This window comes from Ramlibacter sp., from assembly GCF_028292805.1.
Lineage (GTDB): Bacteria > Pseudomonadota > Gammaproteobacteria > Burkholderiales > Burkholderiaceae_C > Ramlibacter.
Window position 1 is genome coordinate 1 of the sequence record NZ_JAQGLS010000076.1, and the last position, 26,802, is coordinate 26,802.

The following is a 26,802-nucleotide window of genomic DNA, read 5'->3' on the forward strand; positions in this document are numbered from 1 at the left end:
GCCAACCAGCTGATCCAGAAGAAGCTGGCCGACATGCAGACCGAGATCACGCTGGGGCTGCAAGGCTGCCTGCGGCTGGGCCGCATGAAGGACGAAGGCACGGCCTCGGTGGAAATCACCTCCATCATGAAGCGCAACTCCTGCGGCAAGGCGCTGGACATCGCGCGGCTGGCGCGCGACATGATGGGCGGCAACGGCATCAGCGACGAGTTCGGCGTGGCGCGCCACCTGGTCAACCTGGAAGTGGTGAACACCTATGAAGGCACGCACGACATCCATGCGCTGATCCTGGGGCGGGCGCAGACGGGGATCGCGGCTTTTTGAAAGGCATGGGTACCGGGTCGGGCCCGCGAGGACAGCCGACGCGACTTTGAGCCGCGCCCCGGGAACTCAGGGCTCCGTCGCGGCCGCAGCTTCCCCCAGCGACGCAGCTGATGGCAGAAAGGCCGGCCTGCGCAAAGCCATGCCATCACTCGACCGGCCAGCTAGAACTTGTCGCCGTTGGGCAGGTAGCGCCACTGCCCCGGCGGCAGCGCGGCCATGGCCACGCTGCCAATGCGGATGCGCTTGAGCGCGGTCAGTTCCAGCCCGACCTGCTCGCACATCCAGGGCAGCCATTCCGGCGCGATCCCCTTGACCGCGAAGCGCAGGCGGGTTTCGTTCTGCCAGCTCACGCGCGCCGGCGGCATCGGCTTGCCTTGCCAGACCAGCCCCCGGCACAGCCGCGCCAAGCCGCCGGACGCGATGGTGCCGGTCACGTCGGCGACCAGTTCCTGCTCGATCAGGCCAGCGTCGTGGTTGAGCTTGCGGATGATGCGGGCGTCCTGGCTGAAGACCGTCAGCCCGCTGGCCGGCTGCGGCAGCGCCAGCAACACCGACAACCCGAAGCCGTGGCTCTTGGCGCGGCGGATGCCGGATGCGTCGCCGGACCAGTGGGTGGCATCGCCCAGCAGGGCCTGGGCCTGTTCGGTCGCCATGCCCGCCGGCTTGTGCAGCAGCAGCGTGGCCGGCGCCACCGCCTGCAGGCCGGCCTGTGGGTCGATCTCGACACGCTGCCCGGCGGCGACGCGGAACTGTGGCTGGTCCACTTTCCTGCCATCGACGCGGACCCAGCCTTCGTCGATGTATTGCTCGGCGACGCGGCGCGAGCAAGGGACCAGGGCGGCGACGAGCTTGGCGAGGCGCTGCGGCTCGTCGGAGCCGGAATTCTGGGATGCGTGTGACTGCTGCAAGGCGCTCTCTTTGGTGCCGGCCGATTGTCTCAGACCGGCGCCGGCCCGCTGCACGGCATAGTACGCACATGACACCCGCGGCCGACCTCCTGCCCCTGCCCCCCGGCCTGGTTGCCGTCACCGGCGACGAAGGCGCCGGCAAGACCACCCTGTTGCGCAGCCTCGGCCCGGATGCACTCTGGCTCGACCTGTCCCTGCCGGGGCAGGACCAGCAGGATGCGCAAGGCGTGTGGGACGGGTTGCGGCAGCGCTGCCCGGGCTGGAATCCGCAACTGCAGCAAGACCTGGTGCAGGCGCTGGACTTGCCACCTCAGTTGGGCAAGACGCTGTTCATGCTCTCCACCGGCAGCCGGCGCAAAGTGGCCCTGGTGGGCTTGCTGGCCGCCGGTGCGGCCGTCACCTGCCTGGACCAGCCGTTCGCCGCGCTGGATGCGGCATCGGCCCGCGTGCTCCGCGAGTTCCTGGCCGACATGGCCGACCACGCGACGCGGACCTGGGTGGTGGCGGACTACCAAGCCGATCCGCGGCTGGCCTGGCGCCGGCACGTGGCCCTGGATTGATCCGGCCGCTACTTCGGCGCCGATCCCATCTTTCCCTGCAGCACCGCCACCAGGTGCTGCTTGGCCTCGGCCAGCTGCGCCTTGTCGGCGTCGTGCACCTTGCGAAAGAAGGCGGCGCATTCCGGCGACTGCGCCGCTTCGGCATCCTTGATGTACTGGTCGTAGGCGAGCAAGGCCTGGGCCTTGTTCTGCATGAGCGTGATCCAGTCGTACGCGAGGTCGCTGAGCGGGTGCGGATCGGAAGACTTTTCCTGCATGGCGATGCCTTTTCTTGATGGGGGGTCGGATGTTCAGGATACGGCAACGCGGCGCGGCGCGGGGGCGATCAAGCTGCGCGCGGCCGGATCAGGTCCGGCCCGAAACGCCACAGGTACAACCCAAAGGCGAGGATCCAGGCACTGGCCGAGGCCTGCAAGGCGCCCTGCGCCAGCCCGGTCGGCAGCAACGCCAGCAAGCGCAGCGCGGCAGCGACGATGACCAGCCCGTAGCAGCACACGATCAGGCGGTCAGCGCGCAGCGGCTGCCCCAGGTGCCCCAGCGCCGTGCGCGTCACCATGCCGATGACCAGCACCGACAGGCCCGCCATGCCGATCACGTGCGCCGGCCACGCGGTGCGCAGCGCCCAGCCCGATGCATGGGCAGCGGCCGCCAGCAGGCCGGCAGCCAGCCCGACGTAGCCCAGGTAGAGGATCCAGAGCAATGGTGCGCCGCGCACGGCCCAGGGCTTCCAGGCGACCACGTGCGCCAGGGCGATGCTGCCCGCGACGGCGACTGCCGCGGCCGATGCCGCCATCCAGCCGACCAGTCCGAAAGCGACGGCCAGCCCGCCGGCAGCCAGTTGCCACTGGCCGCTGCGGGTGTGCATGGAAATCGCCAGCCCGGGGACGGCGCGCATCGCAAAGAACGGAATCACCCGCCGCGCCACCAGCAAGGCGACCACCGTCATGCACAGCAGTCCGGTGTTGAAGTGCCGCATCAGCAGCGCGAAGTCGCCCCGCCAGGCCGCCAGCAGGAACAAGGCATCGGCGCTGCCCAGCGCCAGCACGAGCAGCGGCACGCCGTCGTTGCGCCGGTTGCGCGCGCCGTAGATGGCCTGGCCCAGGGCGGCTGCCGACCAGGCGAAGAACACCAGCTCGCAGCCGGCGGCCAGCAGGAAGGCGGTGTCGCCCGGCACGAGATAGCCGATCCGGGCCAGTGCCCAGAGCAGCGACAAGGCAGCCAGCGGCCGGCCCTGCAGCGGATTGGTCCCGGTCCAGTTGCTGCCCGCCGTCAGCAGAAAGCCGACGGCGATGGTGGCGATGAAGCCCCACAGCATTTCGTGCGCATGCCAGGCCACGCCGCCCATGCGGCCGGCCAGCAGGCCCGGCGCGAAGATCCACAGCGCCACCGCCCCGGCAGCCCACAGGCAGCCGGCCAGGTACAGCGGCCGAAATCCCAGCTCCAGGAAGGCGGCCCACCGCGGCGCCGGCCGGGCCGGCCTGTCAGCCATGGGCGAGCGGCGTCGGCAGGACGTCCGGCTCGCGGCTGACCTGGTATCCCAGCCACAGGCTTTGCGCGATCCTCTGGGCCATCAGGCAGGCCTGGGCTCCCATGGCCTGGTTGGATTGGGCGCCCGCGTTGTCCCGGAACAGGCGCAGCCAGCGCTCGAACAATTGCGCGGTCAGCCCCGGCAGGACGGCATGCCTTGGCATGGGTGCCCCGGTAAACCGCGCCGTGCGGCGCAGGATGGCGGACCAGAAGTCCACCAGCTTGGCCAGGTGCTCGTCCCAATCGGCCACGTGCGCATCGAAGATGGGACCGAGCACCTCGTCCCCGCGCACCTTGGCATAGAAGGCGTGCACCATGTCGGCAACCTCCTGCTCGGTGCAAACTGGCATGGCGGTCGAATGCATCGGCGCGCCCGTCAAGGATGCGCCGCGGCGCCCACCAGGCGTTGCGAAGGCCGTGGCGTGAACGACCTGCCCAGCAAGCCCAGCACCACCTGCAACGCCATCGCGACGGCGCCGACGATGAACACCATGTCACCGAAGGTGCGGACCCAGCGCAGGTTCTGCAGCAGTGGCTGCTGCATGAACTCCTCGCTGCGCGCGTACCACAGGCCGTGGCTGACGCTGGCATGGAACTGGAGGATGCCAATGGGCAGCAGGCTGGTGAAGATCATCAGCACCAGGCCGGCGTTCAGCCCCCAGAAGGCGGTCTTCATCAGCGGCGTGCTGAAGCGGCACTCCGGGCGCAGGTAGCGCAGCACCAGCAGCGTGAAGCCCAGCGCCAGAAAGCCATAGACCCCGAACAGCGCGGCGTGGGCGTGCACCGGCGTGGTGTTCAGGCCCTGGATGTAGTACAGCGAGATCGGCGGGTTGATCATGAAGCCGAAGACACCGGCGCCCAGCATGTTCCAAAAGGCCACGGCGACGAAGCACATCATCGGCCACTTGAGGTTTTCCATCCAGGGCGCGCGTGCCTTCAGGCGCCAGTTTTCCCAGGCCTCGTGGCCCAGCACGATCAGCGGCACCACCTCGAGTGCGCTGAAGCTGGCGCCGACCGCCATCACCGGGGTGGTGGTGCCGGCGAAGTACATGTGGTGGAAGGTGCCGGGAATGCCGCCGAGCATGAACAGCGATGCCGACGCCAGGCTCGCGGCCGTGGCCATGCGCACCGAGACCAGGCCGAGCGTGGAGAAGATGAACGCCAGCGCAGTGGTCGCGAAGACTTCGAAGAAGCCTTCCACCCAGAGGTGGACGACCCACCAGCGCCAGTACTCCATCACCGACAGGTGGGTGCGCTCGCCATAGAACAGGCCCGCGCCGTAGAACAGGCCGATGGCGCCCACCGACGCGGTGAGCAGCGCCAGCAGGTTCTTGTCGCCGCCCTTCGTGAGCAGCGCCGGCACGACGCCACGCAGCATCAGCACCAGCCACAGCAGGATGCCGGCGTACTTGCCGATCTGCCACAGGCGGCCCAGGTCGACGTACTCGTAGCCCTGGTGGCCGAGCCAGAAGTTCCACTGCGGCGGCATGATCTGCGCGATCGCCAGCCAGTTGCCGGCGAAGGAGCCGACCACGACGGCGACCAGCGCCCAGAACAGCACGTCCACGCCGATTTGCTGGAACTTCGGATCCTTGCCGCCGTTGATCAGAGGCGCCAGGAACAGGCCGGCGGCGAGAAAGCCGGTGGCGATCCAGAACAGCGCGGCCTGGATGTGCCAGGTGCGCGTGAGCGCGTAGGGGAACCAGCGCGAGACGTCGATGCCGTAGAACTGCTGCCCCTCCACGGTGTAGTGCGCGGTGAAGCCGCCGACGAACACCTGGAACACGAACAGGGCCACCACCAGGAACAGGTACTTGCCCAGCCCGCGTTGCGAGGGCGTGAGCGCGAACGTGCTCAGCGGGTCGCGTGCCGCGGGTGCCGGCAGCGGCTCGTCCTGCTTGCGCAGGAAAGCCCAGGCCCAGACCAGCAAGCCCACGCCCGAGAGCAGCACCACGATGCTGGCGATGGACCAGACGATGTTCTCGGCGCTGGGCTGGTTGCCGACCAAAGGCTCGTGCGGCCAGTTGTTGGTGTAGGTGACCTTCTGGCCCGGGCGTTCGGTGGCCGCCGCCCACGCCGTCCAGAAGAAGAACTGCGTCAGCTGCCGGCGCCTCTCGGCGCTGGGCAGCGTGTTTTCCTTCATCGCGAAGTGCTCGCGGCTTTTCTGCAGCGACGGCGCGTCGGAGAACAGCAGGTCGTAGTAGGCCGCCGTCTGGGCGATGGCCTGGGCCCGCAGCGCGGACAGCTTGAGCACTTCGGCCGCATCGACGCGGTTGCCGCGGTACTCGGCCCGCATGCGCTCGCGCAGCGCCGCCTGCGCCGGCCCGGCCAGCGCCTCGTAGCTCTGGCCGTGCGTCTGCCGCGCGGCCAACTCGAGCCAGGCGGTCAGTTCGCGGTGCAGCCAGTCGGCCGTCCAGTCCGGAGCCTGGTAGGCGCCGTGGCCCCAGATCGAGCCCAGCTGCATGCCGCCGACAGACTGCCACGCCGTCTGGCCGTCCAGGATGCCTTCGCGGTCGAACAGGACCTTGCCGTCCTCGGAGACGACCTGCGCCGGAATCGGCGGCGCCTGGCGGTAAACCTCGACGCCGTAGTAGCCCAGCAGCGAGAAGGTGACGATCAGCACGCCGATCAAGGCGAACCAGAGTTTCTTGTAGGGACCCATGCGTGTCTCCCTGTTCAGTTCACCGCTGCCGGCGCGAAGCGCTGGAACAGGATCTCGTTTTCGGTTTGGATGTGCGCCAGCAGGTCGCGGCGGAAGGTTTGCAGGCCCGCATACAGCGCGCGCCAGGTGGCGCAGGCCACGGGCGGCGGCCTCAGGTCGTCGGTCATCCCGGCCAGCCGGCGCAGCGCGGCTTCATGCTCGTCGTGCTCCATGCGCATCACCGTGATCGGCGCGCCGGCCAGTGCGCCCTGGCCGCTTGCGAGCATCGGAAACAGCACATCTTCCTCCTTGCGCATGTGGCTTTCCAGTCCTTGCGCCATGCCAGAGAGGTGGTCGGCCAGGCCGTGCGGGCAATCGGCGCTGTCGGCGTGGACCTGCTCCACCTTGCGCGCCAGGCGGATCAGCTCGGGCAGCAGTTCGCGATGCACCGCGTGGTACCGGGCCAGGATGTACTCCACCAGTTCCGGCGCGGAGGCGTTCGCCCAGTGGCGCTCGCCGCTGGCGTCCGCGGCGCTGGTGCCGCGCGGGGAGTTCGTGTTCATATGGGGCTCCGGTGTCGCTTCGACAGGCTGATCATGCGAATCCCGTGCCACCAGCGAGTTGATATGGATCAACAGCTTGCGAAAGAAGATGGTCGCCATGACCTTGCATTCATGGTTTCAAATACCATGCAGGGTCGATATGACCGTTTCCGCGATCCACCTGCTGCTGCTCACCGACCTGGTGGCCGATTTGCCGGTGGCGGTGCGCCTGCAGCGGCTGGTGGGCAGCCTGCGCGCGCACTTCGGCTGTGGGGCCGTGGCCTTGCTCCAGCTGGAGCAAGAGCACCTGCGCCCGGTGGCGGTGGCCGGACTGGTCAACGACGCGCTCGGGCGCCGCTTCGCCGTCAAGGACCATCCCCGCCTGGCGGCCATCCTGCAACGCCGCGGCGTCACCTGCTTTCATCACGACAGCGTGCGGCCCGATCCCTATGACGGCCTGATCGCCGGCCGCGTCGGCGAGCCGCTGCCGGTGCACGACTGCATGGGAATGGCCCTGGACGTCGAGGGCGAGCGCTGGGGCGTGATCACGCTGGACGCGCTGGAGGTCGGCGCCTTCGATGCGCAGGCCCAGGCCGCCCTGGCGCAACTGGCCTGCGCCGTCGAGGCGGCGGTGCGCGTGACCCGCCTGGAAGCGCAGATCCGGGGCTTGCGCTTGTCGGCAGGCAGCTTGCCGGTGGGGGTTCCGGCAGCTGGGGCGGACAACGACATCGTGGGCCAGAGCGGCGCCATCACGCACCTGCTGCACGAGTTGCAGGTGGTTGCCGACTCCGAGCTGCCGGTGCTGCTGCTGGGCGAAACCGGCGTGGGCAAGGAACTGTTCGCGCATCGCCTGCACCGGCTGTCGGGCCGCGCCGCCAAGCCACTGGTCCACGTCAATTGCGCCGCGTTGCCGGAGTCGCTGGCCGAAAGCGAGCTGTTCGGCCATGCGCGCGGCGCCTTCTCCGGCGCGGTGAACGACCGGCCGGGCCGCTTCGAGGCCGCGGAGGGCGGCACGCTGTTCCTGGACGAGGTGGGCGAGTTGCCGCTGTCCATCCAGGCCAAGCTGCTGCGCACATTGCAGAACGGGGAGATCCAGCGACTGGGCGCGGATCGGCCGCGGCGCGTCAACGTGCGGGTAGTGGCGGCCACCAACCGCAGCCTGCGCGACCATGTGCGCGACGGCAGCTTCCGCCCCGACCTCTACCACCGCTTGTCGGTCTATCCCATCCTGATTCCGCCACTGCGCGAGCGCGGCAACGACGTGCTGCTGCTGGCCGGCCGGTTCCTCGAGCTCAATCGCGCCCGTCTCGGGCTGCGCAGCCTGCGCCTGTCGTCGCAAGCGGAGGACGCGCTGCGTCGCTACCCCTGGCCCGGCAATGTTCGCGAACTGGAGCACGTGGTCAGCCGGGCGGCGCTCAAGGCCGTGAGCCGGGGTGCCGGTCGCAAGGAGATCGTCACGCTGGAGCCGGACATGCTGGGCCTGGACGGGCTGGAGCTGCCCGCCGGCTGGGCAACGCCTGCACGCAGTGCTGCGGACGAGCCCATGACCGCGTCGCCGTTGCCTGCGATGCACGAGGTCGTCGAGGCCAGCCAGCGCCAGGCGATCCGGCAGGCGCTGGCGCTGCACGGGGACAACTGGGCCGCCGCCGCCCGGCAGCTGCAGCTGGATGCCAGCAACCTGCACAAGCTGGCGCGCAGGCTGGGGATCAAGGCATAGCCCGACGCTCGCGGTCCGTGTCCCGGACGCCGCCGGATGATTTAGACAAAGGCTGGGCGCGCGAAAACCCACGAACGTGAAGCTTGCCGTCGCGCTTGCGCTGCGCGCTTTGTCGGCGCGCGCTGACAACTGCGGCGCGCGCTGCCCTGCGGCGATGTGAGACGAAGGCGATGCCGCTCGTCAGGATGCGCGGTCTACCGTGGGACTCCCGCAACCAGCCAGCGCGACCGGCTCCACGGCCGGCCGCGGGCTCAACCCAAAAGGAATTTCATGAACGATCACAAACGCGACCTGAGCGGTGACAACAAGGACCATCCCGCAGCCAAGGGCGTGGGCGCCGTGATTGGCGGCGCCGCCGGCGGCGTGGCCGGTGGAGCAGCCGCGGGCGCCGCTGTCGGCGGAATGACCGGTCCGGTCGGTGCGGTGGTCGGCGCCGCCGTCGGTGCGGTGGTCGGTGCGGTGGCCGGCAAGCGCGTTGGCCGGGCCGCCGACCCGGCGGTCGAGGACGCCTTCTGGCGTGACAACTATTCCAGCCGCCCTTACGTGGCCACCGGAACCACCTATGACGAGTACTCGCCCGCATACCGTTACGGCGTGGACTCGTACTCCAAGCACCCGAACCGCTCGTTCGACGAGGTCGAGCCGCAACTGAGCCGCGACTGGGCCCAGGCCCGTGGCCGCTCTTCGCTGGAATGGGAAAACGCCAGGCATGCCTCGCGCGACGCCTGGCACCGCGTGAGCGACACCGTCGAGCGCGTCGTGCCGGGCGATTCGGACCGCGACGGCAAGTAGGCAGCGCGATCCAGGGGCGCCGCGTGGCGCCAGTTCCATGACCCCAGGAACTGGGCCACGTGCCGCATCGGCGCCCCGGTGCGCCAGACGGCGACCAGCTGCGACTGCGGCGCTCACAGCAGCTTCGCGTAGCGCACGTCGTCCACGCCGACTGCGGGCGACGCAGCACCTTGCGCACATGTGCCGGCTGCGCGATCTGGGCGTGTCGATGCACGCCAACGCGCACCTGGGCATCAGCCCGACGGCATGACACACATGACGGCCATACCCAACCTCACCGGATGCCCAAGTACAACCCCGGGTTCAGCGCGGTGACGCCGCGGTTCTGCGCCGCAGCGTCAGGCCGCACCTCAGCGCGGATCGGCCTCCAGCAGGCGCCCGGTCAATGACTTGAGCGCCTGCTGCAACCGATCCATGCCAGCCGCATCGATCTCCAGCGTGCGCTCGTCCATGTACAGCTTGCGGTTGATCTCCAGCTGAATGCTGTGCCGGTGCCGGGCCGGCGCGCCGTAGCGGCGCACCAGCTCGACACCCTTGTACGGGTGGTTGTAGTCGACGCTGAAGCCGCTGGCGCGCAGGTGCTCGCACACCAGTTGCGACAGCACCGGCGATGCCGTGCTGCCGTCGCGGTCGCCGACCACGAAGTCGGCATGGACCAGCCCCGGGAATTCGGTGGCGTGGCTGCCCGCGGTCGCCGGCATCGAGTGGCAGTTGATGTGGATGCTGTAGCCGTGGCGCGCATGGGCGGCCTCGATGGCCTGCTCCACCGCCGCGTGGTAGGGCTTCCAACAACGGTCGATCCGCGCCCGCACTTCCGCCACCGTCAGCAGGCGCTGGTAGATCGGCAGGCCTTCGTCGGTGAACTTCCACACCAGGCCCTTGCCCAGGCGCACCTTGGACAGCAGCTGCGGGTCGTCAGCCAGCGGCCCGGCCCATTCGCCATCAAGCAGCGTTGTGTCCAGCTCCGTGACGTCGCGGTTGGCGTCCAGGTAGCTGCGCGGGAAGTGGGCCTCGATCCACGCCACGCCCATGGGCGGCGCGAAGGCGTAGATCTTCTCCACGTGCGTGTCTTCCGCCCGGCGCAGCGTGGCCAGGTCGCAGGCCGGACCGAAGTCCGCCGGGTACCAGGTGCCGCTGTGCGGCGAGTCGAACACCAGCGGCGTGCTGCCCGGCACGGTTGTCAGCATGGCGTTCACTCGAGGCGGACCTTCGCGTAGCCGGCGACGTCCTTCATCTTCTTGATCTCGCGCACGATCTGCGCCGAAAACGCCTGGGGCGTCGAGCCCGAGGGGTACAGGCCTTGGCCGGCCAGGCGGTCGCGCACGGCGGGTTCCTGCACGGCCTGGGCCACTGCCTGTTGCATGCGGTCCACCAGCGCCTGCGGCGTTCCGGCCGGCGCCACAAGGCCGAACCAGGACGGATCGTTGTTGATCGCGAAGCCCATCTGGGCGTAGGTCGGCACGTCGGGCAGCACGTCCAGGCGCGTTGGCCAGGAGACGGCCAGCGCCTTGAGCTTGCCGGACTTGATGTGCGGCAGCGAGGCGGCGACCTGGTCGAAGTACACGGCGACCTGGCCGGCCAGCACGTCGTTGATGGCCGGGCCCGCACCGCGGTAGGGAATGTGCACCATCGACGTGCCGGTGCTGCTCTTGAACAGCTCGCCCCACATGTGGCCGATGGTGCCATTGCCCGGGGAGGCATAGGAGACCTTGCCCGGATTGGCCTTCAGGTAGCGCACCAGCTCGGCGAAATCCTTGACCGGCAGCACCTTGGGGTTGACGGCCAGCACGCCGGGCGCCTTGACGATCTCGGTCACGCCGACGAAGTCCTTGAGCGGGTCGTACGGCAGCTTGGGATAGACGGCCGGATTCACGCCGTGCGTGGACAGCGTGGCGACGCCGAAGGTCAGGCCGTCCGGCGCGGCCCGCGCCACTTCCGCCATGCCGATGGAGCCGCCGGCGCCGGCGCGGTTGTCGATCACCACCGGCTGCGTGAGCAGGCGCGGCAAGACTTCCTGCAAGGCGCGGGCGGTGATGTCGGTCGCCCCACCCGGGGGGAACGGCACGACCAGGTGGATCACCCTGGTGTCTTGGGCGTAAGACATTCCAGGAGCGACAGATAAGGCGGCAAGCGAAGCGAGTAGGTGGCGGCGGTGCATGAGTTTGGTTCCCAATGAAAGTCAAGCGATTATCGACACGACTGTACCTGCTTGCTAGCAAGCGATGTGCCGGATACCATTCCGTTTTGGAATCATACAAGTCCTGCTCCATGTCCTTGCGCCGCCTGAGCCCGCCCTTGCACCTGCTGCGCGCCTTTTCCACGGTCCGGCGCTTCGGCGGGGTTTCCCGCGCGGCCGAGGCGCTGCAGCTGACGCAGAGCGCCGTTAGCAAGCAGGTCAAGGAACTGGAAGACTGGATCGGCGTGCCTTTGTTCGAGCGCACCCGCAACCGGCTGGTGCTGACGCCGGCCGGCGAACGCTACGAGGATGCGGTGCGGGCGGTGCTGGCCAGGCTCGAGGCCGCGACGCTGGAACTGCTCGCCAGCGGCGACGGCGTCGGCTCGCTGCGGCTGTCCAGCCTGCCGACCTTCGCCGCCAAGTGGCTGATTCCGCGGCTGCCGCAGTTCCAGCGACAGCACCCGGAAGTCACCTTGCATTTCGTGCCCTATGTGCAAGGCTACGACTTCGAGCAGCCTGACCTGGACTGCTCCATCCTGTTCGGCGCCGGCCACTGGCCCGGCGCCCGCGCCCACTACCTGGCTGGCAACGAGGTGGCGTTGATCGCGCCGCGCAGCCGGGTGGCCGACTGGGCTATCGCCACGCCGGCCGACGTGCAGCGCCACACGCTGCTGCGCCACGTGACGGTGCCGGATGCCTGGCTGCGCTGGGGCGAGGCCCATGGCGTGGGCAGCGCGGGGTGCTCGACCGGACCGCAGTTCGACCAGTTCCAGACGCTGATCCGCGCCGTCATGGCCGGCATGGGGCTGGGGCTGGTGCCGCGCTGCCTGGTCCAGGACGAGCTGGCCGCCGGCCTGGTGCGCGAGCCGCTGCCCGCCGGCGGCTACACCAGCGACCTGGGCTACTGGCTTTGCTATCCGCAGGCGCGCAGCCGGCTGCAGCCGCTCACCTGCTTTCGCGAATGGCTGCTGGCCAGCCAGTAGCCGGTCTTGCCGCGGCAAGCCAAACCCCGGCACCCGGTCCGGGCTCTACAGCTGCCCGGAGATCCTGCGGTGCCGCGCCGCGACGCCGCGGCTCGCGTCCTGCACGCACCGGCCGGCATACGGCTGCAGGTAGCGCGCCGCCAGGTCCACCGATGCACGCTCGCCCAGCAGTGCGCCATGCTCGTGCAACCAGGCATCGCAGGCCCGCCAGCCGTCCTGCCGCAGCACCTCGAACAACACGCGCCCGACCGTGCGCTTGACCGACGGCTCGGTGCGCGCGGCGGCCAGCTGCCGCGCCGACATGCTCAGCACGTGCATGCGGATGGCTGCGTCGGCGACGCTCCGGTTGACCGTGTCCAGCGCGCGCAGCTCCGAGACCAGGCCGTTGATGGAGGCGACTTCGTTGATGCGGTCCAGGATGTTCCTGGCGGAGGTCGGCGTATCGGTCCGATGCAGCTGCGTCAGCTCCACCATGAAGATGTCGCAATCCAGGTTGTCCGCGTACAGCGGCCAAAGCACGGGATTGGCGGCGTAGCTGCCGTCCCAGTAGGACTGGCCTTCGATCTGGACTGCCTGATACGAGAACGGTGCGCAGGCGGATGCCAGCAGCGCGTCGATGGAGATGTCCCCCGGGCCGAACAGCCGCGAGCTGCCGGTCTGTACGTGAACTGCATTGACGAACAGCGCCGGAGTCGTGCCGCCGGCACGCAGCGCCGCCTCGTCGACGGTCGCCTCGAGGATGCAGCGCAGCGGCGCCATTCCCAGGGGGTTGGTCTGGTAAGGCGACAGGATGGGCAGGGCGTCGTCCCACAGGCCCATGCCGGGCTTGCGCAGTGGCAGCATCAGGAACGTCAGCAGCGATCCGGCCTCGGCCACCTTCTGCCACAGCAGCGCCAGCTGGTCCCTTGCGCCTTGCCGGCCTGCGCGCGCCAGCCCCGTCACCAGGGCCGCGCCGTTCAGGGCGCCGGCGCTGGTGCCGCTGATCCGGCCGATCTGGATGTCTTGCTCGTCCAGCAGCCGGTCCAGCACGCCCCAGGTGAACGCGCCGTGTGCGCCGCCGCCTTGCAGCGCCAGGTTCAGTACCGTGCCCGGGCGAACGCCGGGCTTGCTGGCATTCGCCATGGGTGGAATCTCCGAAGATCCCCAGAAGCTACACGGCGGCCGATTCCATCGAAGTCAGGAAAAGCCGATAGCCGCAACGTCCGCTGCCGCGAGCGGCCCGGATTGCTACAGGTTGCTTCCGTCGGCACCGCGCGCGCGGCCCGATGCCCACAATGAAATCATCTTCAGGAGACCTCATGCTGGCGATGAACTACCGCGGCCCGTACCGCGTACGGGCAGTGAACAAGGCGGAACCCGAAATCGAGCATCCCAACGACGCCATCGTGCGCGTGACACGCTCGTGCATCTGCGGCTCCGACCTGCACCTCTATCACGGGCTGGTGCCCGACACGCGGGTGGGCCAGACTTTCGGCCACGAATTCACCGGTATCGTCGAGGAGGTCGGGCCGTCAGTCCGGAACCTGAAGAAAGGCGACCACGTGCTGGTGCCGTTCAACATCTTTTGCGGCAGTTGCTTCTTCTGCCAGAAGGAGCTGTACTCCAACTGCCACAACACCAACCCGGAAGCCACCGCCGTGGGCGCCATCTACGGCTATTCGCACACCACCGGCGGCTACGACGGCGGTCAGGCCGAGTTCGTGCGGGTGCCAATGGCCGACGTCGGCCCCACGGTGCTGCCACCGGACATGGACGTGGAGGACGCCGTGCTGCTCACGGACGCCTTCCCCACCGGCTACCAGGCGGCGGAAATGGGCGGTATCAGGGAAGGCGACACGGTGGTGGTGTTCGGCGCCGGGCCGATCGGCATCTTCGCGGCCAAGTCGGCCTGGCTGCTCGGCGCCGGCCGGGTGATCGTGGTGGACCACCTCGACTACCGGCTCGAGTTCGTCAGAAACTACGCCCAATGCGAGACCGTGAACTTCAAGGACGTGCGCGACATGGCCGAGCACATCAAGAAGATGACCGACTGGCTGGGCGCCGACGTGTGCATCGATTGCGTGGGCGCCGAGGCCGCCGGCAATGCGCTGCAAACGCTGACCGGCGTCAAGCTCAAGCTGCAGGCGGGGGCGGCCACCGTGCTGCACTGGTGCATCAACTGCGTGCGCAAGGGCGGCACGGTGTCCATCGTCGGGGTTTACGGCCCGACCTTCAACGCGGTGCCGATCGGCAACGTGGTGAACAAGGGCCTGACGATCCGCGCCAACCAGGCCAGCGTCAAGCGGCACCTGCCGCGACTGATCGAGCACATCCAGGCCGGCCGGATCAAGCCCAGCGCGATCATCACCCACCGGTTCCCGCTGGACGCCATCTCCGACGCGTACCACATCTTTTCCAGCAAGCTGGACAATTGCATCAAGCCAGTCTTGATCCCGCCGTCGGGCGCGCACTGAGGAATCCACATGCACAACCACGACGATGACCAGGCGGGCGACCGTGCCGTCCACGCCGAGAAGACCTCGCCCGAGGCGCAGCGCCGCAAGCCGCCGGCGGGCATCCACGGCTGGGGCGCTGACCTCGACCCGGCGATGCGCCCGGCGGTGCCGAAGGAGCGCACGCCGCCGCGACTGGACAACGTGCATTGGGACGCCCCGGCGCAGCAGGCGCGCACCGTCGAAGTGCTGCACTCGACCGAGCGCCCGGGCATCACACCGGTGTTCGGAACCAGCGCGCCGCCGTCCGGCGTCTCCGGGATGATCCGCCGCGGCGCCTTCCGCTACAGCGAGAACGACCTGCGCCACTGGCTGATGCTGCTGTTTGCCGACCGCGTCAACGTGGTCGAGGGGATCGTCGACGACCTGGCGCACGGACACGTTCCCAACATCTTCGCCGAAATGGGCGGCCCGGCCGAGTGGAAGTACAACCGCGCCGGCTTCGCGCGAAAGGCCGTGGTCGCCACCGTCGTGGTTGGACTGATCGCCGTCTGCGTGCAGCGGCGGCGGCGGCGCTGATCCAGGGCGGCTGATCCAGGGCGGCTGGGAGCCGCGGCGCTGCGCGCAGTGCTTTCCCTGTTTGCTGTCAACATACCGGGTCATGGAGACTTGCCGTTGATTGCCAAACCCCCGTCGGCGAGGATGTTCGCCATCACCATGGCGGCGTACCTGGTCACGGCGGCGGCATCGACACTGGCTTTCGGCACGACCACGCCGGTCTGGTACTCCGATGCCATCCTCCTGGTGCCCCTGCTGTTGCGCCCGGTGCGGCAGTGGCTGTTCTACCTGGCACCGGCGTGGCTCATCGACACCTGTGTCATCCACTTTCTGGGCTCCGGCCCGGCGTTCGCGCTGGGGCTGGTCGACCTGATGGAGGTCGTCGTCGCCGCAAGCATCGTGCGAGTGACCGGCGGACTGCACGCACCGGCATTCGCCGCCGGCCAGATTGCCCGCGTCCTGGCCACCTGTGTGCTGGTGCCGATGCTCAGTGCGGCCTTCGCGGCCTGGTTGCTGCTGGGCACCACGCAGCAAGGATATTTCGGGCTCTGGCGCACCTGGTACTCCGGCGACGCGCTGGGGCTGGTGACCGGCACCCTGTTCATCCTCAGCTGGAACGACCCGGCGTTGCGCCCGACATGGCGGCTCCCGCCGGCCAAGGCCGCCGCCCTGGCGGCAGGCGTGGCAGCTTGCGTCTACCTGCCGCTGAACCAGATCCAGGAGGTGCTGGTCTTTGCCACCTTCCCCCTGGTCTTCGCCCTGACGTGGAGCTTCGGCCTGCTGGGCGCGACGCTGGCGGTGGCCGGCATCACGTTCGGCGTCCTGTTCGCGACGATCACCGGCCACGGCGCGATCGCCGACCTGCTGATGCAAAACAGCATCGAAAGCTGGATGGAGGCGGCGCAGATCTACCTGGCCTGCATCCTGGCCTCGACCTTGCCGCTGACGGTGCTGCGGGCGCGGCAGGCCCAGCTGACGGAAAGCCTGCGCCGCGCCAGCGACGCCCGCACCGAGTTTCTGGCCGCCATGAGCCACGAAATCCGCACCCCGATGACCGGGGTGCTCGGGCTGGTCGATCTGCTCGTCGGCGAGCGACTGGACGCGCGCCAGCAAGGGTACGTGGACGCGCTGCGGGTGTCGGGCCGGCACCTGCTGAGCATCATCAACGACATCCTGGACTTCTCGCGCATCGAGAGCGGCAGGCTGGAGCTCGAGCAGGTCAACTTCACCTTGCGCCAGCTGCTCGAGGGCGTGCGCTCCCTGGCGCACCCGCTGGCCGTCGAACGCGGCCTGACCTTGAAGGAGGAGCTGCGGTGCAGCGATGACCTTGCGCTGTGCGGCGACGAGCTGCGGCTCAGGCAGGTGCTGCTGAACCTGGTGAGCAACGCGATCAAGTTCACGGAGCGCGGCGAGGTGACGGTTCGCGTCGGCGCCCGTGCCGAACAGGGCTGCTTGCGGATGCTGTTCGACGTCTGCGACACCGGCGTCGGGATCCCGCAGGAGAAGCTGGCCCACCTGTTCGCCGCTTTCACGCAGGCGGACCAGTCCACCGCGCGCGAGTACGGAGGCAGCGGCCTGGGCCTGGCGATCAGCAAGCGCCTGGTCGAGGCGATGGGCGGGTCCATCTCGGCGACCAGCGCCGCTGGCCAGGGCAGCGTGTTTTCCTTCGAGGTGCCGCTCGCGCCCGGCAAGGCGATGCCCGCCGAGGCCGGCAAGGTCGCGGTCCGGGTGCGGCCGCTGCGCATCCTCATCGCCGAGGACGTCGAGATCAACCGGCACATCCTGCGCACCGCCCTGGGCAAGGACGGCCACCAGCTGGAATTCGCCACCGACGGCGCCCAGGCGGTCGCCATGGCGCAAGCCGCGCCGTTCGACGTGGTGCTGATGGACGTCCAGATGCCGGTGATGGACGGCGTGGAAGCCACGCGCCGCATCCGCGCGCTGGGCGGACGGTTCGCGCACCTGCCGATCCTGGGCTTGACCGCGAACGTGATGGCGCGCGAGCGGGATCGCTACGTCGCCGCGGGCATGGACGACTGCCTGCCCAAGCCGATCGACTGGGACCTGCTGGCCGCCGCGCTGGCCCGGCATTCCGGGGGCGCCGTGCCCCAGCCGCTGCCGGCGCGCCGGCGGCAAGGGCAAGCTCTCCTGGACGAGCGCACGATCACCGAGCTGCGCGGCATGGCCACCTCGCAGGAGTGGGCGGAACTTGTCGCCATGGGCCTGCAAGGGTGCCGGAAGGCGCTGGCAGCGATCGAGGCGGCGCAAGGCGACGCGACGGCGGTGGGCTTTCACGCGCACAAGCTCAAGGGGTCCGCCGGAATGCTCGGCATGGCTGCCGTCAGCCGGCTCGCCGGCGAACTCGAAGCCGCGGCTGCTGAAGGCCGGCTCGACGACGAGGCCCTCGCCACCCTGTGGAGCACCTGGGTGCCCACTCTGGACGCGCTGCGCGACCGGGGGTTGCTGGACGGCCTGGCGCCGGTCCCGGCTGAACTGGGACCGGCGCCGGGGTGAGCAGCTGTTGGGATGCATGGGGCCATCGACCGGCAGCGCCGGGCTGGAGATCGCCTGGGCGCGTCCCTCAGCGCCGGACGGCTGGGCTGGCAGAGCGCATACACTGCACCCGGCTTCGAACCGGGTGGGGACGTCACCGCGCGGAGCGCGTGCCGATCGCATCACCGACCAACCAACGAGTGATCGGCGCAAATGGACGTTCTGTACTACTGGAAAGATTCCGCCGCGGACCGCAAGGCCGGCCGCATCGGCTACTTCAAGTCCGCCAAGGACAAGCTCGACGAGTTCCAGGCCGGCTATCCCGGCTTCATCTGGGTGGTCAAGACGCCTTCCGGCATGAAGGGCAAGCTGCAGTTGCTGGCCCGCCTGGTGTGGTCGGACACGCCCAAGGGCCTGGCCAGGAAGTCGCCCGGCGACAGCCATATCTTCTACGACGTCGAGCACCCGCGCTCGGTCTGGTTCGAAGAAGGCGACGCGGAGCAAGCGGTCGAGGAGGTCTCGACCTGGATGCGGCTGAATTTCCCCGCCGCCGTGCGGGGCAACTTCCAGGGCGCCAACGGCCAGCACGCATTGCGCGGGCCGATGCTGTCCGAGCTGGAGGCCATTGCCGCGAAGCTGGCCACGCGGCCGTTCACCGGCGCGGAGTCTCGCGACCCGGCGCATGTCACGAAAAGCCCACCGCCCGCATCAGCGCCTTGAGCAGCCACGCCGCGGCGCCAAGACCCGCGACGCCCGCCAACCAGAGCCCCAGCAGCCAGGCAACCCGGGAGAGCCAACCGGGCGGCTCTTGCCTTCGCGGCGCTTTGCTCACCGGCATCAGTGGTAGCCCTCCCCCGGTCGGACCTTGCCGCGAAACACCCAGTACGACCAGGCGGTGTACACGAGGATGATCGGAATGATGAAGAGCGCACCCACCAGCGCGAAGCCCAGGCTCTGGGGCGGCCCGGCCGCATCCCAGATGGAGGTCGACGGCGGGATGACGTAGGGCCACAAGCTGATGCCCAGCCCGCTGTAGCCGAGGAACACCAGGGCCAGCGTGAGCACGAAAGGCAGCGCGTGGCTGGACGGGTTCCGCAGCGACTTGCGCAGGTAGAACGTCGCGGCCAGTACCAGGACGGGCACCGGCGAAAACCAGAGCATGTTCGGCAACGAGAACCAGCGCTGCGCAATGGCGGGATGGGCTAGAGGGGTCCACACGCTGATGATGCCGATCACCGCGAGCAGCGCCAGCGACAGGACGTGTGATGCCCGGCGCATCCGCTGCTGCAGCGGGCCCCCGGTCTTCATGACCAGCCAGGTGCTGCCCAACAGCGCATAGGCCACCAGCAGCCCGAGTCCGACGAACACCGAAAACGGGGTGAGCCAGTCCAGCGCTCCTCCGCTGAACTCGCTGTTGCGCATCGGCACGCCGTCCAGGAAAGCGCCCAGGGTGAGACCCTGGCAGAAGGTGGCGAGGATGGAGCCGCCGGCGAACGACTTGTCCCAGATCCGGCGCTTGCCAGCCGGCACCTTGAAGCGGAATTCGAAGGCCACGCCGCGAAAAACCAGGCCGATCAGCATCAGGATGAGCGGCAGGTAGAACGCCGTCAGGATGACGGAATAGGCCAGCGGGAAGGCCACCAGCAGCCCGGCACCGCCGAGCACGAGCCAGGTCTCGTTGCCGTCCCACACCGGCGCCACGGTGTTCATCATCACGTCGCGGTCTTCCTTGGCGTCGACCAGCGTGAACAGGATGCCGATGCCCAGGTCGAAGCCGTCCATGACGACGTACATCATCACCCCGAACAGGATGATGATGGCCCAGACCAGGGGAAGGTCGATGCCCATGTCAGTAGCCCCCCTTCGGACCCGCGGCAGACGGCGCAGGATCGAGCTGCTCCGGCGCACCCGATAGCGGGCGCATCGGATGTCTCATCTCGCCGGGGCCGCCGGTGACGGGGTGCGAACCCTCACCAGTCTCGGGGCCCTTGGCCATGATGCGCAGGAGGTACGTGGTGCCGGCGCCGAAGACCAGCAGGTAGACCACCACGAAAATCGCCAGGGTCACGCCAACGGTCCCCAGGGCGTGCGGCGAGACGGCATCCGCGGTTCGCTGCAGGCCGTACACGACCCAAGGCTGGCGGCCCACTTCGGTCGTCGTCCACCCGGCCAGGATGGCAACCAGCCCCGCCGGCCCCATGACCAGGGCAAAGCGCTGGAAGGCTCTCGAGTCGTAAAGACGGCCGCGCCACCTGAGCCAGAGCGCGATGGCGCCCAGCAAAATCATCAGCAGCCCAAGCCCCACCATCAGGCGGAAGCTCCAGAACACCACCATGGAGTTCGGCCGATCTTGCCGCGGAAACTCCTTCAGGCCGGCAACATGGCCGTCCCAGCTGTGCGTGAGCAGCAGGCTCCCGAGGTTGGGGATCTCGAGCGCGTACTTGGTGGTCTCGGCCTCCATGTCCGGCACGCCGAACAGGATGAGGGGCACGCCTTTGCCCGGCTCGTTCTCCCAATGCCCTTCGATGGCGGCAAGCTTCGCAGGTTGGTGCTCGAGCGTGTTCAGCCCGTGCAGGTCGCCGATGAACGCCTGGATGGGGGCGGTGACAAGCACCATCCCCATCGCCATGGCGAGCATCTTGCGAACCGCAGCGTTGTCCCGGCCGCGCAGGAGGTTCCAGGCCGCGGCCGCCCCGACGACAAGCGCCGTGGCCAGGAAGGCGGCAACCACCATGTGCGTCAGGCGGTAGGGGAAGGACGGATTGAAGATCACCGCGAACCAGTCCACCGGCACCGCCCGCCCGTCGATGACTTGGTGGCCTTGGGGCGTCTGCATCCAGCTGTTGGAAGCCAGAATCCAGGTCGCCGACATGAGGGTCCCCAGGGACACCATGATGGTGGACATCAAGTGGAGCCCGGGGCCGACCCTGGCCATCCCGAACAGCATCACGCCCAGGAAGCCAGCCTCGAGAAAGAAAGCCGTCAGCACCTCGTAGGCGAGCAGCGGGCCGGTGATGCCGCCGGCGAAGCGGGAAAAGCCGCTCCAGTTGGTTCCGAACTGGTACGCCATCACCAGCCCGGACACCACGCCCATGCCGAACGCGACCGCGAAAGCCTTGATCCAGAAGTGGTACAGGTCCAGGTAGACCTTGTTCTGCGTCTTGAGCCACAAGCCCTCGAGCACCGCCAGGTAGCTGGCCAACCCGATCGTCAGGGCGGGAAAGACGATGTGAAAGGAGATGGTGAACGCGAACTGGATTCGCGCCAACAGGAGGGCATCGATGGTGTCCATGCGGTAACCGTACTGTGCGCTCCGGGGCGAGCTGGCTCAAGACCCAGTATGGCGAAAAAAACGCATGTCAGGCGCTCGTCCGCTGCTGATTGACTGCAATAGGTGGCCTGCCCCTTTCCAGGCTTCCGGTCGAATGGAGGAAGTCCCGGGTTTGCACGCTTGATCGCGCGCGACCTCCCGCCGTGCCAGCTCCATGCGTCTCTTGCAGAGAATGCCCGCGCGGGGCGTCGGTCAGGTGAACCCACGCGTGGGCAGCATTCAAGCGCCTGCCACTGCGGCGAGAGTTCCACATGTTGATTCTTTCCGACCATGGTGCGGCGAATCGGTTGGGGGCAACATGTGCTCGCGTGAGACGGCAAGGCTGCAGCTTTCGCGCGCTCGTTGCGGCGGAACTCCTTTCGCTGCAATCCAGACAAGTCAGCGGACCTACCCAGCGTTGTTCTCCATGGTTCGAGACGTGTGCTTAGTGCCACATCTTCGAACCGCCACCATGACTGCACCCCATCAGCTCTGCACAAGCCGGCTCCCACAGTCGGCCGGGCTCACGGACGGCACCAAAAAGGCGCCAAGCATGGCATTGTCAATAGATGTTTCGCCGTCTTACTCTGGCCACAAGCATCTTTGTGATGTTCACGTCTTTGTCCGGCTGCGGCTTACTGCGCCAATGGTATACGACGGTCATATCGGACAGCCTTGCTCTTCGAGCCACCAATTCGTTGAGCGACCGCGCCTTGCGCGGCACAGTGATACCGGCAAATGACGGCTTGAACCACCTGGTCCTGCGAAGTGAAACCTGGATAAGTTTCAGGAAGCGCACGCAGCGCCAAGCTCAACAGGTGGCATACGTCGTTGAGGCGACCGCAGCGCCAGCGGAAGTGCCGGGCGACGCTAACATGGTGTCGCACATTCTCAATATGCAACGGTGAGCGTTCAGCCCGACCCAGCGGATGTACCCCAAGTCCAACTCCCACACACTCTCTCGTGTGAGACGTCCACACCACCGTCCGGACCATGGCACCCACTGGCACCTGCTTTCTGTCCACCTGCGTGTGCCTGCTTGATCTCATCACATGCGTTGCGCAGCATCAAACTCAGCCGCGCCCTGAGCCGATCCAGACGCATGTGCCCGGCGCGAAGAATCCATGGGACTAGTCACTTTGCCACGCGAAAACCAGGTCTTGGCAGGACTCTCGGGTGCGGAATTCGAGCGGCTGCGCCCGCACCTCGAACGTGTGACACTGGAACGCGGCACGATCCTGTTCAGTCCAGGCGAGATCGCGCGACACATCTACTTCCCTGTGTCGGCGATCGTTTCACTGATTTGCTCGACTCCGGCCGGCGAGTCGGTGGCGGTGGTACTAACGGGACGCGAGGGAGTGGTCGGGGTATCGCTTTGCATGGGCCGTGAGGTGCCCGCGACACGGGCGCTCGTGCAGGTCACCGGCACCTGCTACCGCGCTTCCGCCGCTGTCATGCAGACCGAATTCGCGTGCGGTGGATCCCTGCAATCGCTTGTCCTGAAGTCCACTTTGGAGCTCATGACGCAGATGGCCCAATCGGTCGTCTGCAACCGTCACCACAAGCTCGAGCAGCAACTTTGCCGATGGCTGCTGATGACGCTCGACCGTTCCCGAGGTGATTTGATCCACCTTACACAGGAGGCCATAGCCAACCTGCTCGGCGTGCGTCGTGAAGGTGTGTCCAATGCCGCAGGAAAGCTCGAGTCGGCCGGACTGATCGTCACCACCCGCGGGCGCATCCGGGTGATCGATCGCCTTGGGCTCGAGCGCCAAGCTTGTGGGTGCTATTTCAGCAACAAGCCACAGGTGACCTCATGCGTTGACCCGACGGGCGATGCTGTGTTTGGCCATCAACCGGTACAGCGTCATGCGTGAGATACCCAGATCCCGCGCAGCCAGTGTGACGTTGTGGCTCACACGCTGAAGTGAAAAGCAGATCGCGTTTTTTTCCGCCTTGACCCGGCTATCCTGCAAACCACCCCAGTCGACCGGCGCCTCCTGGTCCAGTCCCAAGTCGGACGGGACCACCAGCCGAAGCTCCGACATCAGCACGGCCCGCTGCACACGGTTATAGAGCTCGCGCACGTTTCCTGGCCAAGCATGTGCCAGCAGCGCCGCCATGCCCCCGCTGCTAAATCCCCGAACCGATGTGGGTCCTAGCCGGCTTGCCAGGTCAAGGAAGTGCTTGGCCAGCAGCGGAATATCCTGCTGGCGCTCTTTCAAGGAAGGCACCGGCAGCGTCAGCACGCTCAGGCGGTAATACACGTCCTCGCGAAAGCGGCCCGCCGCGACAGCCTGCGGCAGATCCACATGGGACGCGGCGATCACTCGCGTGTCGGCCAGGCGGAACTGCGCGGCACCCAACCGCTGGATGGTTTTTTCCTGCAAGAACCGCAGCAACGTGGCCTGGAGGTCGAGGGGCAGTTCGGCAATCTCGTCCAGGAACAGGGTTCCACCACGCGCCGACTCGATCAACCCCTGGTGCGCAGACGAGGCGCCGGAGAACGCGCCGCGCTCGTGCCCGAACAACTCGGAATGAATCAGTGTCGGTGCGATCGCGCCGCAATTGACGGCGACGAAGGGGCCACCCGAGCGCGCCGAGCACCCGTGCAACGCCTTGGCCACCAGTTCCTTGCCGCTGCCGCTTTCGCCGGAGATCAGCACCGGCGCGTCGGCGGTCGCTGCCTTGCGCACCATCCTGCGCAGTCGCGCCATCACTTCGCTGGAGCCGACCATCCCCAGGTCATCAGCGCTGCCGCGCTCGGCACTGCCGTCATCCGCCAGCCGCGCACGGCCGTAAGCGTGCCCGATCGAACGGCACAAGAAGTCGGCTTGGGCTGGCTCGGTATGGTGATCGAAAAAGTGACGCAGAAGAGCCCGCATTGGCGCCGACCCCGCAGTGCCCGGCCGGATCAGGGCAATCCATTCACAGCGCGGATCCGCGCCCACGCAGTCTTCGAATTCACTGGCGAGTTCTTCCGCCATCGGCCCCAGCACCGCCAACGCCACCAGGAATTTTTGCGAGCGCAGCAGTCGCTGCGCAGCCTTGAAGTCTCGTGCCGGGACGACCTGCCAGGCGCGCTCGGTCAGTGTCTCCAGCAGCGCCGGCGGGCAAGGACGGGGCGAGACGTACAGCAGCTTCCTCGAGTCGGGCATGGCGAAAGCAGATCGCCTCAAAGATTGAAGGGCAGGCGCACGTTGACAGTCAGGTCCGGCGTGTCACGGGTCAGCCCTGCGCCAATCGAGATATTGATGGTGCGAGTCTGGTTGTAGCGGTGGCTGTAGCCGAGCAGCAATGTGCCAAGTTGAGTTCTGACTGAACCTGGAACCGGCATGCCGTTCTGCTTGGTGCGACCGATCGAGCTCAGGTCCACGCCGATGCTGAAAGAGGAGCGGTCGTTCAGCGCCAGGCCCATCCCGACGTTCATCCCCAGCACGTCTCCCGCCTTGATGTCGCCCACGAATTCGCTTTCGCCGTTGAGAACTCGACGGCTGACACCGGAGCGCTTGAAGTTGTAGGCATAAGTGAAGCTGCCGAAGAAGACCGCCGGGTCGCTCGGGTAGAGCCAGGTGAGACCCGGCTGAAGAGTGTAGAAACCGGAGCCGGTGGGAAGCTCCAGCGGCTGCCCAGTCCCTGTCGTGTTGCCGGTGCAGCGCGTGACGCAATCCGTGACCACCTCGAAGGGGTCACGGCCGGTGCGCGATTTGAGGCGCAGTGAACCTATCAGGTAAGGCCGGTTGGTGTCGCCTTCGGTGAGCTGGTAGCGGCCGGTCACCTCGATGTCACCGATGCCTTTGCCTGTGCTGTTGAAGATGCTGTCGGTCGCTGTGCCTGTGAAGATCTCTCGGCTGACCGTCGTGTCTGAGCGGTAGACATAGGGCAGCTTCGCCTCGAACTCGGCCCGATTGCTCAGGCCGTAGCGCACCGATACCGCGCCCGTCAGCGTGTTGCGCTTGACTTCTCGCACGTCGACCAGCCCGATGAGCAGGGCAGGCACCACCGTGTAGCCCACCAGCGCCACCCGGTTGGTGGACGAATAGCCGTACTGAAGCGACGGTTCGACCACGACCTGACCCTTGGGGGTGAGGACCCCCGGCTGTTCGAAGATCGGCGCAATGCCGCGGGTGGCATCGGGCGCAACCGGTGGTGCCGTCCCCACGACCACCGGACGTTCCACTGCAGCCGGGTTGTTCGTGGCCATTGCGGCGTTGCCGCCCGGCAGCGGACGGCGCTGCTGCGATTCAGCCAGCTGCTTTTCCTGCTGAGCCTGTAGTGCCTGTTGCGCAAGCTGCCCCTGGCGAGACTCCTGGACCAGTCGTTCAAGTTCGCGATAGCGCGCGTCCTGTTCGCCGATCGCGCGTCGCAGGTTCTCCAGCACCTCGGACTGCTCCCTGAGCAGCTGTTGCATCTGCTCGATGCGCGCCTTGTCCGAAAGCGGTCGCGCGGCACTGCTGCGTACGGGGGGGCGCAGAGGCTTCGCGTCGCGCGCCGGCGGCAAAGACTGCGACTGGGCCGAACCGTAGTGCGCCAGAAGGGCAGACAACACTGCGAGGCCAATTTTGAAAGGGGGCGCGGCGCGCATGGAGTTTCTCCGTTTTTATTACCCGTTCGGGGCCTAGAAACTACGCGATGGGCATTCGACGTGTCTATGCGATCCCGCACTCAATTACATGGCGTTGCAATCCGGCTGCGCCAGCGCCACTGCGGCGTCCGGCAGCACTCCACGCGGATGTCACATCGTCGAGACAACGTCAACTTGCCACGCGCAAGCTATTGCCCAAGGTCGCCGCAGACGAGCTGGTCTTTGGCGTCCCATGCACGTGACGATCGCGCCCATTACCGCGGCGCCGACTCCTACAGCTCCGTGGCGGCGTGCCGCACGCTGCACCTGCGTTTCCCTCTGACACACCATGCAACGAGACCACCGCGGGGCGCGATGGCACCAGTCTTGCGATACGGCTTCCGGTCGGGCCGCAGCCCGCCCTTCACCTTTTCCTCACACAGACCAGATCGGAGTACCCATGAAAAAGACTATCGTCGCCAGTGCCGTCGGAATACTGCTCGGGCTTGGCGGAACAGCATTTGCACAGAGCGGCAATGCGACTGGAACCGCGTCGGGACCGGCGTCGTCAACCACGGTGACGTCGACGGACGCGGAGAACAACAGTGACAACAGCAACGGCAAGATGGCCAGTCCGGTCAACACCAACGCCGAGCGCTCGGTTGGTCTGACCAACAGTTCGACCGGCACCTTCAGCAACGCGTTCAACGTCACCACCGCCACGGCGACCAGTTCACTGAGCGGCTCCGTCAGCGGCAATACGGTCCACAACATCGGCAACGCCGCGAACAACTGGGGCACTTCCAGTGGCGGATCGGCCGGATCGGCAACTGGCGGCTCCGCCAGCGGCGGCACCGTCAGCGGTTCAGGCGGCTCTGGCGGCTCGGCCTCGGGAGGCAACGCCGGCAGTGGCGGCGCCGGAGCCGGTGCCACTTCGGGTGGCAGCACCAGCGGCACCAGCTCGGCCGGGGCAGGCGGGGCCGCCGGCTCCGCGTCATCCGGCTCCGGAGGCCAAGGGGGCAGCAGCGGCAGCACCGGCACGGCTTCGACGTCGGGCGGCGCTGGCGGCAGCGGCGGCTATGCGACTGGCGGCAGCGGCGGCAGCGGCGGCACAACCGGAAGCGCCTACACGGGTTCCGGCGGCCATGGCGGCAGCACGTATGCGAAGGGCGCCAATGGGGGCTCTGGTGGCGACACCGGGGGGGCGACGGGCGGCAGCGGCGGCTATGGCGGCTCGAGCGGCTCCTCCTCGGCATCCGGCGGCAGTGGCGGCGC

25 protein-coding genes and 2 pseudogenes are annotated in these 26,802 nt (G+C 67.7%); 13 read left to right on the plus strand and 14 right to left on the minus strand.

Annotated features, from left to right (window positions below; all coding sequences use genetic code 11):
• On the plus strand, positions 1-324 hold a 324-nt coding region (locus JWP65_RS03955), incomplete at its 5' end, for an acyl-CoA dehydrogenase family protein (RefSeq protein WP_299760556.1).
• A 161-nt stretch (positions 325-485) separates the two neighbouring features.
• Here JWP65_RS03955 and JWP65_RS03960 read toward each other — a convergent pair.
• The gene (locus JWP65_RS03960) at positions 486-1,232 is read right to left on the minus strand and encodes an RNA pseudouridine synthase (protein ID WP_299760558.1); all 747 of its coding nucleotides are present in this window, start codon (positions 1,230-1,232) and stop codon (positions 486-488) included.
• Between the two features lie 68 nt (positions 1,233-1,300).
• On the opposite strand from JWP65_RS03960, the gene JWP65_RS03965 reads away from it, so the two are divergent.
• Complete coding sequence (locus tag JWP65_RS03965) at positions 1,301-1,792, plus strand: hypothetical protein (protein WP_299760560.1); 492 nt, start codon at positions 1,301-1,303, stop codon at positions 1,790-1,792.
• An 8-nt stretch (positions 1,793-1,800) separates the two neighbouring features.
• Here the strand turns inward: JWP65_RS03965 and JWP65_RS03970 are convergent, their stop codons facing one another.
• The 5 genes from JWP65_RS03970 to JWP65_RS03990 all read right to left on the minus strand — a co-directional run bounded on the left by JWP65_RS03970 (position 1,801) and on the right by JWP65_RS03990 (position 6,523).
• Positions 1,801-2,049: a hypothetical protein gene (locus JWP65_RS03970; RefSeq protein ID WP_299760562.1), complete on the minus strand. Its 249-nt coding sequence runs from the start codon at positions 2,047-2,049 to the stop codon at positions 1,801-1,803.
• Positions 2,050-2,117: 68 nt separating this feature from the next.
• Entirely contained in the window at positions 2,118-3,281 is a 1,164-nt protein-coding gene (locus JWP65_RS03975; RefSeq protein ID WP_299760563.1) for an NnrS family protein, read from the minus strand.
• Positions 3,274-3,669: a group III truncated hemoglobin gene (locus JWP65_RS03980; protein WP_299760565.1), complete on the minus strand. Its 396-nt coding sequence runs from the start codon at positions 3,667-3,669 to the stop codon at positions 3,274-3,276. The genes JWP65_RS03975 and JWP65_RS03980 overlap by 8 nt, the downstream gene beginning before the upstream one ends.
• A 26-nt stretch (positions 3,670-3,695) precedes the next feature.
• Positions 3,696-5,981 carry a nitric-oxide reductase large subunit gene (locus tag JWP65_RS03985; RefSeq protein ID WP_299760567.1) on the minus strand — a complete coding sequence of 762 codons (2,286 nt, stop codon included), beginning with the start codon at positions 5,979-5,981 and terminating at the stop codon, positions 3,696-3,698.
• Positions 5,982-5,995: 14 nt separating this feature from the next.
• Entirely contained in the window at positions 5,996-6,523 is a 528-nt protein-coding gene (locus JWP65_RS03990; protein WP_299760569.1) for a hemerythrin domain-containing protein, read from the minus strand.
• Positions 6,524-6,662: 139 nt separating this feature from the next.
• Here JWP65_RS03990 and norR point away from each other — a divergent pair, with 139 nt between their 5' ends.
• From norR to JWP65_RS04005, 3 genes and pseudogenes are all read left to right on the plus strand, one after another.
• On the plus strand, positions 6,663-8,219 hold the full coding sequence (gene norR, locus JWP65_RS03995) for a nitric oxide reductase transcriptional regulator NorR (RefSeq protein WP_299760571.1): 1,557 nt from the start codon (positions 6,663-6,665) through the stop codon (positions 8,217-8,219).
• 270 nt (positions 8,220-8,489) lie between these two features.
• Complete coding sequence (locus JWP65_RS04000) at positions 8,490-9,011, plus strand: glycine zipper domain-containing protein (RefSeq protein WP_299760573.1); 522 nt, start codon at positions 8,490-8,492, stop codon at positions 9,009-9,011.
• A gap of 151 nt (positions 9,012-9,162) precedes the next feature.
• Positions 9,163-9,290: pseudogene (locus JWP65_RS04005) on the plus strand (glucarate dehydratase); the annotation flags it as partial.
• Positions 9,291-9,361: 71 nt separating this feature from the next.
• On the opposite strand, the gene JWP65_RS04010 reads toward JWP65_RS04005, so the two are convergent.
• Both JWP65_RS04010 and JWP65_RS04015 read right to left on the minus strand, forming a co-directional pair.
• The gene (locus JWP65_RS04010) at positions 9,362-10,198 is read right to left on the minus strand and encodes an N-formylglutamate amidohydrolase (protein WP_299760575.1); all 837 of its coding nucleotides are present in this window, start codon (positions 10,196-10,198) and stop codon (positions 9,362-9,364) included.
• 5 nt (positions 10,199-10,203) lie between these two features.
• The gene (locus JWP65_RS04015; protein WP_299760577.1) at positions 10,204-11,169 is read right to left on the minus strand and encodes a tripartite tricarboxylate transporter substrate binding protein BugE; all 966 of its coding nucleotides are present in this window, start codon (positions 11,167-11,169) and stop codon (positions 10,204-10,206) included.
• A 110-nt stretch (positions 11,170-11,279) separates the two neighbouring features.
• Here JWP65_RS04015 and JWP65_RS04020 point away from each other — a divergent pair, with 110 nt between their 5' ends.
• A complete protein-coding gene (locus JWP65_RS04020; RefSeq protein ID WP_299760579.1) occupies positions 11,280-12,170 on the plus strand; it encodes a LysR substrate-binding domain-containing protein in 891 nt (296 codons plus the stop codon).
• A 45-nt stretch (positions 12,171-12,215) separates the two neighbouring features.
• On the opposite strand, the gene JWP65_RS04025 is transcribed toward JWP65_RS04020, so the two are convergent.
• Entirely contained in the window at positions 12,216-13,292 is a 1,077-nt protein-coding gene (locus JWP65_RS04025) for a patatin-like phospholipase family protein (RefSeq protein ID WP_299760581.1), read from the minus strand.
• A gap of 176 nt (positions 13,293-13,468) precedes the next feature.
• On the opposite strand from JWP65_RS04025, the gene JWP65_RS04030 reads away from it, so the two are divergent.
• The 4 genes from JWP65_RS04030 (at position 13,469) to JWP65_RS04045 (ending at position 18,373) form a co-directional block, all read left to right on the plus strand.
• Positions 13,469-14,623 (plus strand): zinc-dependent alcohol dehydrogenase, encoded by a 1,155-nt coding sequence (locus JWP65_RS04030; protein ID WP_299760583.1) that lies wholly within the window; start codon positions 13,469-13,471, stop codon positions 14,621-14,623.
• Positions 14,624-14,632: 9 nt separating this feature from the next.
• Positions 14,633-15,181: a hypothetical protein gene (locus JWP65_RS04035; protein WP_299760585.1), complete on the plus strand. Its 549-nt coding sequence runs from the start codon at positions 14,633-14,635 to the stop codon at positions 15,179-15,181.
• 96 nt (positions 15,182-15,277) lie between these two features.
• Positions 15,278-17,674, plus strand: a complete 2,397-nt coding sequence (locus JWP65_RS04040) for an ATP-binding protein (protein ID WP_299760587.1) — start codon at positions 15,278-15,280, stop codon at positions 17,672-17,674.
• A gap of 192 nt (positions 17,675-17,866) precedes the next feature.
• On the plus strand, positions 17,867-18,373 hold the full coding sequence (locus JWP65_RS04045; protein ID WP_299760589.1) for a hypothetical protein: 507 nt from the start codon (positions 17,867-17,869) through the stop codon (positions 18,371-18,373).
• Here JWP65_RS04045 and JWP65_RS04050 read toward each other — a convergent pair.
• Genes JWP65_RS04050 through JWP65_RS04060 form a run of 3 tightly spaced genes read right to left on the minus strand, consistent with a single transcriptional unit; the run spans position 18,339 to position 20,945 of the window.
• On the minus strand, positions 18,339-18,491 hold the full coding sequence (locus tag JWP65_RS04050) for a DUF2474 family protein (RefSeq protein ID WP_299760591.1): 153 nt from the start codon (positions 18,489-18,491) through the stop codon (positions 18,339-18,341). The genes JWP65_RS04045 and JWP65_RS04050 overlap by 35 nt on opposite strands.
• Entirely contained in the window at positions 18,491-19,501 is a 1,011-nt protein-coding gene (gene cydB, locus JWP65_RS04055; protein ID WP_299760593.1) for a cytochrome d ubiquinol oxidase subunit II, read from the minus strand. The genes JWP65_RS04050 and cydB overlap by 1 nt, the downstream gene beginning before the upstream one ends.
• Before the next feature lies 1 nt (position 19,502).
• The gene (locus JWP65_RS04060; protein WP_299760595.1) at positions 19,503-20,945 is read right to left on the minus strand and encodes a cytochrome ubiquinol oxidase subunit I; all 1,443 of its coding nucleotides are present in this window, start codon (positions 20,943-20,945) and stop codon (positions 19,503-19,505) included.
• 626 nt (positions 20,946-21,571) lie between these two features.
• Here JWP65_RS04060 and JWP65_RS04065 point away from each other — a divergent pair.
• Both JWP65_RS04065 and JWP65_RS04070 read left to right on the plus strand, forming a co-directional pair.
• Entirely contained in the window at positions 21,572-21,871 is a 300-nt protein-coding gene (locus JWP65_RS04065) for a hypothetical protein (protein ID WP_299760597.1), read from the plus strand.
• Positions 21,872-22,087: 216 nt separating this feature from the next.
• Entirely contained in the window at positions 22,088-22,840 is a 753-nt protein-coding gene (locus tag JWP65_RS04070) for a Crp/Fnr family transcriptional regulator (protein WP_299760599.1), read from the plus strand.
• On the opposite strand, the gene JWP65_RS04075 is transcribed toward JWP65_RS04070, so the two are convergent.
• Entirely contained in the window at positions 22,778-24,121 is a 1,344-nt protein-coding gene (locus JWP65_RS04075) for a sigma-54 dependent transcriptional regulator (protein ID WP_299760601.1), read from the minus strand. The genes JWP65_RS04070 and JWP65_RS04075 overlap by 63 nt on opposite strands.
• Positions 24,122-24,138: 17 nt before the next feature.
• Positions 24,139-25,548 carry an acetate kinase gene (locus tag JWP65_RS04080; RefSeq protein WP_299760603.1) on the minus strand — a complete coding sequence of 470 codons (1,410 nt, stop codon included), beginning with the start codon at positions 25,546-25,548 and terminating at the stop codon, positions 24,139-24,141.
• A gap of 439 nt (positions 25,549-25,987) precedes the next feature.
• Between JWP65_RS04080 and JWP65_RS04085 the strand changes: the two are divergent.
• A pseudogene (locus tag JWP65_RS04085) lies at positions 25,988-26,802 on the plus strand (hypothetical protein); the annotation flags it as partial.